At 71.0% G+C, this 13,117-nt stretch carries 12 protein-coding genes and 2 pseudogenes; 6 read left to right on the forward strand and 8 right to left on the reverse strand.

Going from position 1 to position 13,117, the window contains the following annotated elements:
- Positions 1-33: 33 nt before the first annotated feature.
- From ACZ67Q_RS34070 to ACZ67Q_RS34080, 3 genes and pseudogenes are all read right to left on the reverse strand, one after another.
- Positions 34-198: pseudogene (locus ACZ67Q_RS34070) on the reverse strand (response regulator transcription factor); the annotation flags it as partial.
- Positions 199-319: 121 nt separating this feature from the next.
- Positions 320-838, reverse strand: a pseudogene (locus tag ACZ67Q_RS34075) (DUF7134 domain-containing protein); the annotation flags it as partial.
- Positions 835-1,233 carry a hypothetical protein gene (locus tag ACZ67Q_RS34080; protein ID WP_471190096.1) on the reverse strand — a complete coding sequence of 133 codons (399 nt, stop codon included), beginning with the start codon at positions 1,231-1,233 and terminating at the stop codon, positions 835-837. The gene ACZ67Q_RS34080 and the pseudogene ACZ67Q_RS34075, both read right to left, overlap by 4 nt.
- Before the next feature lie 320 nt (positions 1,234-1,553).
- Here ACZ67Q_RS34080 and ACZ67Q_RS34085 point away from each other — a divergent pair, with 320 nt between their 5' ends.
- On the forward strand, positions 1,554-1,982 hold the full coding sequence (locus ACZ67Q_RS34085) for a VOC family protein (protein WP_471190098.1): 429 nt from the start codon (positions 1,554-1,556) through the stop codon (positions 1,980-1,982).
- Positions 1,983-2,812: 830 nt separating this feature from the next.
- Here ACZ67Q_RS34085 and ACZ67Q_RS34090 read toward each other — a convergent pair.
- Positions 2,813-3,202 carry an ArsR/SmtB family transcription factor gene (locus tag ACZ67Q_RS34090; RefSeq protein WP_471190100.1) on the reverse strand — a complete coding sequence of 130 codons (390 nt, stop codon included), beginning with the start codon at positions 3,200-3,202 and terminating at the stop codon, positions 2,813-2,815.
- A 134-nt stretch (positions 3,203-3,336) separates the two neighbouring features.
- Here ACZ67Q_RS34090 and ACZ67Q_RS34095 point away from each other — a divergent pair, with 134 nt between their 5' ends.
- Both ACZ67Q_RS34095 and ACZ67Q_RS34100 read left to right on the forward strand, forming a co-directional pair.
- Complete coding sequence (locus tag ACZ67Q_RS34095) at positions 3,337-5,310, forward strand: heavy metal translocating P-type ATPase (RefSeq protein WP_471190102.1); 1,974 nt, start codon at positions 3,337-3,339, stop codon at positions 5,308-5,310.
- Positions 5,307-5,702, forward strand: a complete 396-nt coding sequence (locus ACZ67Q_RS34100) for a (2Fe-2S) ferredoxin domain-containing protein (protein ID WP_471190103.1) — start codon at positions 5,307-5,309, stop codon at positions 5,700-5,702. The genes ACZ67Q_RS34095 and ACZ67Q_RS34100 overlap by 4 nt, the downstream gene beginning before the upstream one ends.
- 105 nt (positions 5,703-5,807) lie before the next feature.
- Here ACZ67Q_RS34100 and ACZ67Q_RS34105 read toward each other — a convergent pair whose 3' ends face one another.
- The 4 genes from ACZ67Q_RS34105 to ACZ67Q_RS34120 all read right to left on the reverse strand — a co-directional run bounded on the left by ACZ67Q_RS34105 (position 5,808) and on the right by ACZ67Q_RS34120 (position 9,855).
- Positions 5,808-6,473 carry a pyridoxamine 5'-phosphate oxidase family protein gene (locus ACZ67Q_RS34105; RefSeq protein ID WP_471190214.1) on the reverse strand — a complete coding sequence of 222 codons (666 nt, stop codon included), beginning with the start codon at positions 6,471-6,473 and terminating at the stop codon, positions 5,808-5,810.
- 11 nt (positions 6,474-6,484) lie between these two features.
- Positions 6,485-7,717, reverse strand: coding sequence for a globin domain-containing protein (locus ACZ67Q_RS34110; protein WP_471190105.1), 1,233 nt, complete (start codon positions 7,715-7,717; stop codon positions 6,485-6,487).
- A gap of 703 nt (positions 7,718-8,420) precedes the next feature.
- On the reverse strand, positions 8,421-8,741 hold the full coding sequence (locus tag ACZ67Q_RS34115) for a hypothetical protein (protein ID WP_471190107.1): 321 nt from the start codon (positions 8,739-8,741) through the stop codon (positions 8,421-8,423).
- Between the two features lie 547 nt (positions 8,742-9,288).
- Positions 9,289-9,855, reverse strand: coding sequence for a PadR family transcriptional regulator (locus ACZ67Q_RS34120; protein WP_471190109.1), 567 nt, complete (start codon positions 9,853-9,855; stop codon positions 9,289-9,291).
- 132 nt (positions 9,856-9,987) lie between these two features.
- Here ACZ67Q_RS34120 and ACZ67Q_RS34125 point away from each other — a divergent pair, with 132 nt between their 5' ends.
- The 3 genes from ACZ67Q_RS34125 to ACZ67Q_RS34135 all read left to right on the forward strand — a co-directional run bounded on the left by ACZ67Q_RS34125 (position 9,988) and on the right by ACZ67Q_RS34135 (position 13,092).
- On the forward strand, positions 9,988-11,430 hold the full coding sequence (locus ACZ67Q_RS34125) for a carotenoid oxygenase family protein (RefSeq protein WP_471190111.1): 1,443 nt from the start codon (positions 9,988-9,990) through the stop codon (positions 11,428-11,430).
- 548 nt (positions 11,431-11,978) lie between these two features.
- Complete coding sequence (locus tag ACZ67Q_RS34130) at positions 11,979-12,245, forward strand: acyl carrier protein (protein WP_471190114.1); 267 nt, start codon at positions 11,979-11,981, stop codon at positions 12,243-12,245.
- A complete protein-coding gene (locus ACZ67Q_RS34135; protein WP_471190116.1) occupies positions 12,229-13,092 on the forward strand; it encodes a thioesterase domain-containing protein in 864 nt (287 codons plus the stop codon). Before ACZ67Q_RS34130 ends, ACZ67Q_RS34135 begins: the two co-directional genes overlap by 17 nt.
- Positions 13,093-13,117: the final 25 nt, after the last annotated feature.

Here is a 13,117-nt window from a genome sequence, read left to right on the forward strand (position 1 = left end):
TGCCGGTCACCGGCCTTCGCTTGATGATCTCGTTCAGGAATCGGTCGGTCGATGAGCCGCGCGGACGAGCCCTGACTCGTAGGCCATGATCACCAGTTGCGCACGGTCCCGCGCGCGCAGCTTGCTCAGCAGTCGGCCTATGTAGGTCTTGACGGTGCCGTTGCTGAGGTGGAGGTACGCGCAGATGTCTGACGACGATCACGTTGAGGCTGTGCGAGATGATGTCGTGCAGTTCTCGGGCGATGCGCAGTCGCTCCTCGGTCAGTGCCTCCTCCGCAAGGCGGCGCTCCCTGCGGGCAGTTCGGGATCTCCGCTCTCGCACGGCACGGCCCGCGGTCCACGCTGCCCCGACGACGACCCACACCAGGGCGGCGGTTCCGGCAGCTTCGGCCCACGGGCCGGAGGGCGTCAGGACCGCTTCCCCCGTGAGAACCGCGGCTGCCGAGACGACCAGGGTCGGGGCGAGCGCCGTCGAAGCCCGGCGTGCCGGCTCGACGAGCGCCACCGCGTAGACGACCAGGGCCGCGGAGATGTACGGGTCCCGAGTGATGTCGAGCAGTGTCGCCGTCGCCGAAGCGCCCAGCGCGACGGCCAAGGCAGGCAGGGGCCACAGGCGCCGAACAGCCACCGGGACCCCGACACAGACGGCCACCAGCCATCCCAGCCACCACGGACCGCAGAACCGTGGCAGACCGTCTGCGGTGTCCTGAGCGGCCAGCGCCACGTATCCGGCTGTCACGACGGCCGCCGCACAGACGTCGATCGCCAGCAGATGCGCGCCGGTCCGCAGGTGCTGCCTCACTCCGTGCACCGCTCGACGATACCGGTGACCGTTCATCCCGCCTGCCCGAGGAGGAACATCGCGGTGCCCACGGCGACCAGCGCCAGAAGCCGTCCGGCGACCGTGGCCGCCCGCGGGGTCGGCCCGCTGCGCAACACGGCCATGCCGAGCGGAACGAGCGCGAGGCACAGTCCGGAGGCGGCGGCGACCGGCAGCGGGGTCGTGCCCTTCAGCACCCCCAGCGGCATCGCCGAGGTCAGAGCCAGGGCCGTCGCACGCACCGGGCCGAGCACTCGGGAGCGGTGTGCGCCGATGGCCAGCAGGAGCCAGCCGCCCATGACGGCGGCGTTCAGTGTGCTGAAGATGTGGAACGCGCCGTAGGTCTGGCTCACCGTTCGCGTCGCCGATGCCGCCCCCTGGACGGCCGCCAGCTGGAAGGCCAGGTGGTCCACACCGGCGTGGAACGCGCGGGCGAAGAGGCCGAGGACGGTGAACGTGCCGCCCCACAGAGCGAGTTCCCGGAACTCCCTGTGTGAGAAGGGTCGTTGACGGGGTCGTTACGGTCATGGGGCAACGATGCTGCTGCCGGACGTAGCGCGTCGTCGGAGCCCGGTCCACACTATCGGCTCGGACCGTGGTCGTATCGATGGCCTCCGGGCCTCGCTCGAGTGGGGATGGTCTGCTGCGGGCGCGTCCCGGTGCCGGCCCCGAGCCGGAGCTGTTGATGATCGTGGGGGTTTCGCTGACGAGTGCTCGCCCATACTGTGGCCCCGTGACGTCGATCAGAAAGTTCCAGGTCACCTTCGACTGCGCGGAACCTGAGCGCCTCGCCCGCTTTTGGTGCGAGGTGCTGGGGTACGTCGTACCGCCGCCGCCCGACGGGTTCGCCACCTGGGACGAGTTCAAGCGTTCGCAGCCACCTGAGCAGCAGGACGCATGGTTCGCCTGCGTCGATCCCTCGGGCGTGGGTCCGCGACTGTACTTCCAGCGCGTCCCCGAAGGGAAGGTCGTCAAGAACCGGCTGCATCTCGACGTGCGGGTCGGCACCGGACTCGTGGGCGAAGAGCGCCTCGCCGCACTGGAGGCCGAGTGCGCACGGCTGGTCCCGCTCGGGGCGGTACACGTGCGAACGCTGTACGACGGCAACGATTCGTGCATCCCGATGCTGGACATCGAAGGCAACGAGTTCTGCATCGACTGAGGGCCCGCGAAGGAGCCGGCGCACGTACCGGCTCGTCCCCGCAGTGCGGGCAGGAACGCGGCGGCCCGTCACCCGCCCGGCCGGCCTCCGCGACCCCTGCGACGCGCATGCCCGAGCCGGTCCACGCGGCCGGCCTGGGCTCGTCCACCACGCTGTAAGCCTCGATGCGTGCCGGGTCGACCCGCGAGAGGAGAACGTCCTGGTGATTGATGTCGATTTTCGGCGGGTCGGAGTCGAGATCCGGACCCACCCTCGCAATGCGCACCGGCCCTCCGGTGTACTGGATCGCGTGGGAGTCGGAGCTCGAACTTGCGCTGGGAGCAGGGGTGTCCGCGGAACCGGACTCAGAGGGCTGAGCGGCCGGCGGAGTGGCAGTCACGGGTGACACCGTGCTGCCCGGCGTCGCGGAGTCCGGTGCCGCCGGCCTGTCGGCCTGGTCGTCGCCGGTGAGGAGAGCCGGAGCGACAGCGGTGATCAGGCCGAAGGCGCCACCGCCGACCGTCGTGACCACAGCCAACGACGAGGGTGATCTTGCCGCCTTCGCTCAGTCCCGTGAACCAGTCCCAGGCGCGGCGCAGGGCTGACGTTCGCGACGGCGGGGGAGTGGACCGGAGCCCGGGCCGGGCGTCGAGCCCGGACTGTTGTGCTGAGAAGGCGACGTCGAGGACATCCAAACTCCCTGACCGCGCGGTTGGTCGGGGTCCAAGAGAGTAGAGGAAGCGAGCGCCTGGGGCTGGCCCGGTCGCCGAACGGGCGCCGTCGGCACCAGGGGCGCCGCCCTCTTCCAGGACCGCCCGCATCGCCACCCGGAGACCGGGTCGGGATGAGGCTCAGCGGGTTCCGGCCGTCGTGGCCCGGGGCTCCGCCGGGACGTCACGGATTCCGAGGCACAGGTGCTCGACGTGGAAGAGGGCCTGTTCCAGCAGTTCGGCGACGTGGTTGTCGTAGAGGGCGTAGATGACCGAGCGGCCCCGGCGCTCGCCCGTGACCAGGCCGAGGTTGCGCAGCAGGCGCAGCTGGTGGGAGCAGGCGGACTGTTCCATGCCGACGGCGTCGGCGAGTTCGGTCGCCGCGCACGGGCCCTCCTGGAGGCGGGCCAGGATCCGCAGCCGGGACGGGGTGGCCAGAGCCTGGAGCGTGGCGGCGACGTCGGCGGCACCCACCGTCTCGAGGCGCTCGCGCGCGGTGGCGGTCGTTTTGGCATCAGCTCCGTGGCCCATGGCCCTCATCCTACGGAGACAGACCCATGAACGCATGAATGGGTCTTCATGTGGTCCTGTACGGTGGAGGGAGTGGCGCCGGACATCCGGCTCAGCGCTGTTTCGCCCTGCCTTTCGTGAAGGACTCCGCTCCGATGACCTCCACCCTCACCCAGCCGTCCACCGACCTGGCCGTGCTGCCACGCGGGAGCGGGGCGCCCCGGCGTCGCACTCGTGTGCTCGCCCTCCCCGAGGCGCGCTGGGCGCTGGCGGCCACCGTCCTCTTCCTGCTCGCCCTGCCGCTGCAGCTGACCGGCGCTCCCGTGTGGGCGTGGGCCCCGCTGTACACGCTGGCCTACGCGACCGGCGGCTGGGAGCCCGGCTGGGAAGGGCTGAAGGCGCTGCGGGAGAAGACCCTCGACGTCGACCTGCTGATGGTCGTCGCCGCGCTCGGGGCGGCGGCGATCGGGCAGGTGATGGACGGTGCTCTGCTGATCGTCATCTTCGCCACCTCCGGCGCGCTGGAGGCACTGGCCACGGCACGCACCGCCGATTCCGTGCGCGGGCTGCTGGATCTCGCGCCCGCCACAGCGACGCGGGTGGGCACCGACGGGGCCGAGGAGACCGTCGCGGCCGGGGATCTGTGGGTCGGCGACACCATCCTCGTGCGGCCCGGCGAGCGGGTCGGCGCCGACGGCCGGGTCCTGGACGGGGCGAGCGATGTCGACCAGGCGACCATCACCGGCGAGCCGCTGCCCGTCGCCAAGGAGAAGGGCGACGAGGTCTTCGCAGGCACACTCAACGGCACCGGCGCCCTGCGCGTGCGCGTCGAGCGGGACACCTCCGACACGGTGATCGCCCGCATCGTGCGCATGGTGGAGGAAGCGTCCGAGACCAAGGCGCCGACCCAGCTGTTCATCGAGAAGGTCGAACAGCGCTACTCGCTGGGCATGGTCGCGGCGACCCTGGCCGTGTTCCTGATCCCACTGGCCTTCGGCGCGCGGCTCACCGACTCGCTGCTGCGCGCGATGACCTTCATGATCGTGGCCTCGCCGTGCGCGGTCGTCCTCGCGACCATGCCGCCCCTGCTGTCGGCCATCGCGAACGCCGGACGACACGGTGTGCTCGTCAAGTCGGCCGTGGTGATGGAGCGGCTCGGTCAGGTCGACGCGGTGGCGTTGGACAAGACGGGCACGCTCACCGAGGGCACCCCGCGGGTCACCGACATCCGCGCGCTGACCGGCACGGGGCCGGACGAGCTTCTGGTCCTCGCGGCGGCTGCCGAGCGCCCGAGCGAGCATCCCCTGGGCCGCGCCGTCGTGGACGCGGCACTCGAGCGCGGGCTCGCCCTGCCGGTGGCGGAGCACTTCGACTCCACGCCCGGCGTCGGCGTGACCGCCACCGTCGACGGGCGCGTGGTCGCCGTCGGGGCGCCGGCCCGGCTGCTCCTCGGCGCCACGGACGCGAACTCCGCCCGAGCGGCGGTGCTCGCCGCCGAGCTGGAGGACGGCGGGCGCACCGCGGTGCTGGTCAGCGTGGACGGTACGCCGGTGGGGGTGCTCGGCATCGCGGACCGGCTGCGCCCCGACGCCGCCGCCACGGTGGCCTCGCTGACCTCTCTCACCGGATCTGCTCCGCTTCTGCTGACGGGTGACAACCCGCGCGCCGCCGCTCGCCTCGCCGCGGAGGTCGGCATCGAGGACGTGCGTGCCGCACTGCTGCCGCAGCACAAGGTCGTCGCCGTCCGGGAGCGGGAGGAGGCCGGCCGCAAGGTGATGGTGGTCGGCGACGGCGTCAACGACGCCCCGGCGCTCGCCGCCGCCCACACCGGCGTCGCCATGGGCCGGGCGGGCTCCGACCTGGCGTTGGAGACCGCCGACGCCGTGATCGTCCGCGACGAGCTCACCACCGTGCCCGCCGTGATCGCCCTGTCCCGGCGAGCCCGCAGACTGGTCGTGCAGAACCTGGTCGTCGCGGCTGTCTTCATCGCGGGCCTGGTGATCTGGGACCTCGCCGGGAACCTGCCGCTCCCGCTCGGCGTCGCGGGCCACGAGGGCTCCACGGTCCTCGTCGGCCTCAACGGACTGCGGTTGCTGCGTGAGGCGGCCTGGCAGCGGGCCACCGAGTGAGCCGCCGGAAGACTCCCGCCGAAGCGGCACCCCGGTGCACGGTCACCGTATGCAGGGGCTGCTGCTGCGGCACGCCCAAGGTTCCGGGCGTCGACCACGCCGCCCAACTCGCCACCCTGAAGGCAGAACTGGGGCCGGTCGCCCACATCAGGGCGGTGAACTGCCTCGACGCGTGCGAGCAGGCCAACGTCATCGTCGTACAGCCCTCCCCGGCCGGACGGGCGGCCGGTGGCCGGCCGGTCTGGCTGGGGCTGGTCAACGACCCCGACGCCACGGGGGACATCGTCGCGTGGGTGCGCGCCGGTGGGCCGGGGCCGGCGGATCCACCTCAGGTCCTCGACCTGTACGAGTTCGGGCCGTCCCGGCGCGTGCGGCGCGGCCTGGAGGACTGAGGCGTCCTCAGCGGTGCGCGCAGGGACCGTCGCCCACGTGACGGTGACTGTGTCGCCGGCCGTCCCGCACCGCGGCCGTCACCCCCGTCGACGAGCGACAGTGCGTCAAGGTCGGCGGCGGAGGGTCAGGCGGTTCCGCCAGGGGCTCTGGGGGCGGTCGCCATGGCTCGCGTCCGGGGCCGCCTGGTAGGCGGGATCGGGTTCCGTGAAGTAGGCGCTGTCCTTGGGGCGGCCGCGGTCCGCGGTGGGCCGGGGGCGCGGGGCCGGCTCCAGATGGGGAATGTGCTTGGAGCAGTGGACGTAGGCTTCCTCGACCGTGATGTGGACCCACAGGTGCGGCCGGCGGCCGGGCGCGGTCTCGGTCGGCAGGTGCGGGAACCACGCCCGTTGGTCGTGGTCGGCGTGCAGCCGTGCCGTGCCGTTGACGTGCAGTCCTATGTGGTCGTGCGTGAAGTCCATGAACAGCAGGCCGACGTGAGGGTTCTCGGTGATGTTGCCCGCACTGGCCAGGACCCCGTTGCCCCGGTATTCCGGGTAGGTCAGGGTGCGGTCGTCGAGGGGGACGCAGAATCCGGGCGGACCCGAGCGGAAGCTGGCATCGCAGGCGCCGCGGGAGTCGGCCGTCGACAGGAAGACCATGCTCTGGCGGGTTATGAACTCTTGCATGGCCGGCGTCAGACAGGGGCGTACCTGGCGGTCGTAGAAGCCGGCCGCTCGGTCGGTGGTGCCCAGCTGCTCCTGCAACAGGCGTTCTCCGAGAGAACCGGGCATGTAGGGGTCGGTCACAGCTGGTCGGTCTCCTCGGTCGGGCGGAGCGGCCGCAGGGGGGCGGTCAGGACGGGGACGTCCCAGGGGTCGTAGTGCATGAGATGGGGTGGAACACCGTGCCGTTGCAGGGCCTGCACCGCTTCGCCGAGCATCTGCGGCGGGCCGCACAGGTACGCCTCGTGCCGGTACCAGGGCCCGAACTCCGCGAGGACCTCGGGCAGCGTGCCCTCCAGCCCCGCGATGCGCTGATGGGAGACGGCAGCCCGGACCCGCAGCCAGTGGTGGCGCTGGGACATACGCAGCATGTCGTCGAGCCCGTAGAGTTCGTCTGCCGTTCTGGCGCCGATGAACACACTGACCTCCGTCCGGTCGCCGATACCCTCTCGGGCCGCCTGTTCTATGAGGGCGCGTATCGGAGCGAGGCCGGTCCCGCCCGCCACGAAGAGCAGATCGCGTCCGGCGGCCGGGCGCAGCACCATGTCGCCTTCCGGTGGGCCGAGCCGGACCGGATCTCCTGGACGGGCATGGTGGACCAGCGCGTTGCTGACGACGCCGCCGTGGACGGCACGGACGTGGAAGGTGAGCTCGGAATCGTCCCGCGGGGCGTGCGCGGGGGAGTAGTGCCGCCACAGCCTCGGCGCCCAAGGCGTCTCGACGCTGACGTACTGACCCGCCACGAAGGGGTACGGCGCCTGTGGCCGGACGGTGATCTCCGCGATGCCGTTCCCGCGGTGCACGTGCTGGACGATGTGCGCGTCCCACACCGCCGGCCGGTGATGTGCGTCCTCCTCGGCGGCGCGGATCATCACGTCCGCGGCTGCGGTGTAGGCGCGCTGCCACGCTGCCGCCAGGTCGGGCGTCCAGGCAGGGCCGGCGTAGCGGGAGAGTGCTTCCAGCAGGCATTCACCGACGGCCGGGTAGTGGGCCTCCTGGGTGCCGAACTTGCGGTGGTCACGCCCCAGGCGGGAGCAGAAAGCGACGAGGTTGTCCGGATCGTCGACCAGGTCGACGATCCGTAGGAGGGCACGCAGCAGGCGGTCCCGCTGGACGTCGAGGGCGGCCGGGAACAGGTTTTGGACCTGTGGGTGGCGAGCGAACAGGATGGCGTAGAAATACACCGCCAGCTCGGCGACGTGTGGCCCGACCACCGCCAGACTTGCCCGTACGAGTGCGATGTCCTCGGCGCTCACCGGATGCTGGACGGGCGCGGCGTAACGGGGGGCCGCGGCGGGATCCGGTGGGATCATGGCCGCTCCGCCCCATCCATCCCGCCGTCGCGGCTGCGGATCAAGGGACCAGGCGCCGGTCATCGGCCGGCGCTCGCCCGTCATGCTCTGCCCGAGGGCCGGTCCGCCGCGACAGCGACATGCGCGGGGCAGCGGAGAACCTCCGGCGCGTCGCAGAAGTGCGTGCGCGACCTGGTGATTCCTGCCGGGCGGAAGCGCGAGAGGGGCATGACCGTACGGCCAGGGCGCTGCCGAGCGCTGTACATGGAACGCACGAACCTTTCTCTTACTGATGGGAAACGCTCAGCACGAGCGGGGCGACGTCGTCGTTCGGGCGCCGGACCGAAGCTGCCAGGGGCCCCGCATGTGTGCGAGGTGTTCCTGCGGCGAGCCTGGTTGCCCGGCAGGGTCCGCCGGGCGGTCATCACCGTAGCGGCCGATCATGGCGGCGTGGGCCCGGCCGGTCACCGGTTGGGCGATTCCATCGGGTCCCGCCGGGCAGGACGACCCCTTATCGGCCCTGCACAGGCCGTACGAACCCGGGGCCGGTGGACCTCCAGCCGGATCTCGTTGCCGTCCGGTAACGGTTCTGTGGACGGCTCGGGTAGGGCCGACATCTCGGCCCATGTCGCCGGTCCTGGCCGGCCTCCGCCGCTCGGAAGGGAGAGTGGTGACGGCAGGCCACCGAGGGAAGGAAGGGGGCGACCGGGTGGGCCGCGCCGCGTCAGCCGTTGTCCGGAAGGTCCCGGATGCAGAAGGACTTCCGGTCCGCGGAGAACGTGTACGAGGTGCCGTTCCCCGCGGCCCGGGCAGGTCCGGTCACCGGGTGGGGGTCGGAGATCTCGCCGCGCAGGGTCATGCCGGCGGTGCCCGCCGGCCGGTGGCGTGCCGGGCCGTGTCCCGCGTCGCTCTCCGAGGTGCCGGCGACGACCGTGTCCTCGTTCACGAAGGCCGCGTCCATGTCCCAGCCATCCTCGCCCTCGCCGACGCTCAGCCCCATCCGCGCCGGATCGGCGTGCGGCGTGTGGAACGACCCCGAGGCCACCCGTCTCCGTGCTCGCGCGGGCGAGCATCCGGCCGCGGGCGGCGTCCAGGACGAGCCACACAGCTCGTCGTCTCCGTGTCGTCACCGTCGGCCGCGAGCAGGCCCCGGACGTGCGGCCGGACCAGCCTGCCGCCGGCGGAGACCGCGGCTGAACCGCTGTCGGGTCACCCGTTCGTCGTCGGCGTACTCGGAGAAGTCGCGGTGCAGTCGCGGGCATTCACCGGCCCGGCAGGCGTGGCGCACCTCCCACAGCGTGGCGCCGGACGCGTCCACGCAGCGCACGGCGTGCACTGCGGCGAACACGGCCGTGCCGCCGTCCGGGGAGACCGTCACCGTGCCGGAGCGGCGGGGCCAGGGGGTGGGGAAGCGCACTACGTCGGCCGAGTCCGGGTCGAGTGCGGCATCGGCACGTGCGCGATCAGCCGGCGCCCGGCCCGGCGCAGGACTTCGGGCGCGTCCTCGGATCCCGGGGCCGACGGGGCGGCGACGGTGGCGAGGAGACGGGCGGCGGTCACCGGGCCTTCGACGCGAGAGAGGTCCGGGGCCTTCACCCGCCACTCCCGTAGGAGGCCGCATCCGGCCCCCCGGCGGACGGCTCGTCGGCCGGCCCGAGAATGGCGGGAAGGTCGTCCATCCAGGCGAGGACCGCTTCCTCGTAGCGGATGCCGAAGGCGAGGGTGGCGCGCTGGTGGATGTCGAACGCCGAGGTTCCCAGGCGTGCCTGGTACGTCTTCAGGCGCCGCTGGTGGACCGTGCGGTGCTGGTCGACATAGGACAGCAGACGGGTGCGGTCCAGATGACCGCCGAAGGCGATCGTCAGCAGCAGGGGGTAGCGGATCTGTTCCGCGCCGGGAGGTGCGGCGATCCACTGTGCGAACGCGTCCCGCCCGGCGTCGGTGATGCGGTAGCGGACCCGGGCGCGCGGCCCGGTGTCCCCGGCCATGACGAGCCCGCGCTCGGCGAGGGCGGCGAGTTCGCGGTAGACCTGGCTCCGGGTCACGGTCCAGAACGCGCCGACGACCTCCTCGGCGATCCCCAGGAGTTCGTAACCGCTTGCTTCCCCCGTGTGGAGGAATCCCAGGAGCGTGGCGGCTGTGGCGTTGAGGTTGTCCATGCAGGCTCTCCTTGACACTCCACAGTGGACGGTACATGATGCTGGCGGTCGATAGTCCACTGTGGTCGGTCGATCCACTGTGTCACAGGGTCGGGGGCCCGGATGAGCACGGCGCAACGGGGGAGAGCTGTCATGGCGCGATTCGGTCTGGGCTTACAGAGCCTGGACGACGAGACCCAGCCGGTCGAACTCCCGGTCAGCGGGCGCCTCCCCGAGTGGTTAGGTGGCACGCTGCTGCGGAACGGCCCCGCCAAGTTCGAGGCCGGCGCCACGGGCTTCCGGCACTGGTTCGACGGACAGGCCATGGTCCATCGGTTCGCCGTCGACAGCGGGCGGGTGCACTACGCCAACCGTTACCTGGACACGCCGAGCAGCCGCGCTGTTCTCGGAGAGGGCCGCATCCGTCACCAGGAATTCGCCACCGATCCCTGCCGAAGCGTCTTCGCTCGTTTCTTCACGCCTTTCCAGCGCGGCCGCCCCGCAAATCCCAACGTGAACATCGCGCGTTTCGGGGACCGGACCGTCGCGCTCACCGAAACACCACTGCCGGTGGAGTTCGCGCCGGACACCCTCGCCACGGTCGGAGTGGTCGACTATGACGACCGGCTCGGCGGGCAGCTGACTACGGCGCATCCCCATCGGGACCCGGTCACCGGTGACCTCGTCAATTACGTGACGCATTTCTCGCGGCGCAGTGAATACCGTGTATATCGCCAGCGGCCCGGCGGCACACCGCGCCGTGAACTGCTCGGGCGCCACCGTGTGGGCGAGCCCGCGTATATGCACAGCTTCGCCATCACCTCCCGGCACGTGGTGCTGGTCGAGTTTCCCCTCGTGGTGAACCCCTTCAGGCTCCTGCTGAGCGGTCGACCCTTCATCGAGAACTACCGCTGGAAACCGGAGCGCGGAACCCGGTTCATCGTCATGGACCGAGATGACGGACGCGTGCGCGCGGTGCTGCGTGGCCCCGCGTGCTTCGCCTTCCATCACATCAACGCGTGGGAAGAGAACGGCCGGCTCTTCATCGACCTGTGCGCCTACGACGACGCCGCGGTGATCGAAGCCCTCTACCTCGACTCCCTGCGCGGCGGTGACGCCCTCCCGCCGGCCACGCCCACCCGGTTCGCCCTGGATCCGGAGGCCGGAACCGTCGCGGCGCAACCGCTGGCGGCGGAATCCCTGGAGTTGCCGCGCATCGCCTATCGGCGGCACAACGGCCGGCCCTATCGCTACGCCTACGGTGTCGGCTCCCGCGATCGCCGGACCGACGACTTCTTCAACCAGCTGGTGAAGCTCGACGTCGGGGACGGCGGCACGCTTGTGTGGCACGAGGAGGGCTGCTATCCGGGCGAGCCCGTCTTCGTCGCGGCCCCTCCTGATGCCGGCCGGGACGGAGCGGAGGACGACGGCGTCGTGCTCGCGGTGGTCCTGCGTCCGGCGACCGCGTCGTCGTATCTGCTGGCCCTCGACGCGCGGACGTTCCGGGAGCTGGCCCGGGCAGAGGTCCCGCACGCCGTCCCGTTCGGGTTCCACGGCGCCTTCGTCCGGGAGGACCGCGCCCGCGACGTCGTCTGAGCGGTTGGATTCTGGGTTCAGCAGTAAGAAACGGTGGGGGGCGCGGAGTGTCCGCGATGCCTCCGAATTCGCTGTGCGCTGCATTGAAAAAGAACTTGTCATGATCATGATTATGCCCGGATTAACAGACCCTTGGCTGCTCGAGCTGACTGGCCGGTCAGAATGATGCGTTCGTTCATTTCTGTAGAAAAATGGATACGCCGAGTTAACGCAGAGTCCCTTTATTTTCCTCCAGCGCGGCTCTAGACTCCAATCACTGACTCGGAGGAGCCGGTCGCGGGGGTGCCCCACCACCGCCGGCGAGCGAAACCCGGATCCAGTCTGACTGCTGAGTAAGGAGGACTGGGATCTGTCGTTCCGGCGACTTCTCATGGCGATGAGATCGCCGTCTCCTTCGAAGTCGGTGGATTCCTCCGTTGTTTCCGTCGTCAGATTCGCGGCTGCGTGCGGAATTCGGCGCCTCTGTGACTGTCACAGCAGGCGTGTGCACGCGTCATGCCGCATTCCGTCCCGCTCGGGTTTTTCCCCATTTCCCGAAAGGAACCACCATGCCCGCAGTGAGCGCTCTCGAGGCGCAGGAGTGGCTGATCGAGAAGATCGCGCACCGCCTCGGCACAGAGCAGGCCGAGGTAGCGCCCGAGATGTACTTCGACGAGATGGACCTCGACTCGACGGAAGCCCTCATCCTCGCCGGCGAGATCGAGAGCTGGCTGGGGTTCGAGCTGAGCACCACCACGCTGTGGTACCACCCCACCATCAAGGACCTGGCGGCTCACATAGCGGAGGAGAGCGACCGCCGTGCGGCATCCGCGTAGCGCCGAACGGCCCGTCGTCCACCGCCACCGCGCGGCGGCACCGGGCAGCCACACGGTCTACCTGGTCCACCCCGGCGCGCTCGACGTGTCCGTCCACCGCACCCTGGCCGCTGCGCTCCCCGCAGGCGTCGGGCTGACCGTGCTGGACCTCGGCGGACTGCCGGAGTACTGGCAGGCGGCACTCACCGGCGGCCACGCCGACACCACCATCGACGCGCTGGCCTCCCGGCTGCAGACGGCCGTCCAGGTCGCTCACATCGAGGGCGACTACGTGCTCGCGGGCTGGTCCTTCGGCGGCGTGGTGGCGCACGCCATGGCGTCCCTGCCCGCCCGCCACGGCCGTCCCGCCCGGCTGGTGCTGCTGGACAGCATCGCGCCCGTCGAGGCGTACAAACACGACGACGACGCCCTGGAACCGTCCCTGCTGCTCGGCTGGTTCGGCATGTACCTCGGCGCGAAGCGGGACCGCCCGCTGCCGCTCGACCCGGAGCGGCTGGCCGGACTCGGCGTGGACGACGGTCTGAAGCTGGTGCTGGAGGCAGCCGTCGCCAACGAGGTGCTGCTGCCCTCCACCCCGCTCCCGGGGCTGCGCAAGCTGTACGACACCTATGTCGACGGCCTGCTGCGCAACAACCGGCTGACGAACCCTCACCGGCCGCTGCCCGCTCCGGTGCCCGTGGTGCTGGTCAAGGCCGACCGCAGCCTCGTGCCGGGGGACCGGACGCTGGGCTGGGAGCCTCTCGCTCCCCACGGCCTGCAGGTGCACACCTGCCCGGGAGACCACTACACCATGCTCACCCGCGCTGACGCCGCTGCCGTCGTCGCGTCGCTGCTCGATGCCGCCTGACCGCGATACCGGCAAGCTCAGGTAT

Source organism: Streptomyces sp. NPDC036813 (genome assembly GCF_055609245.1).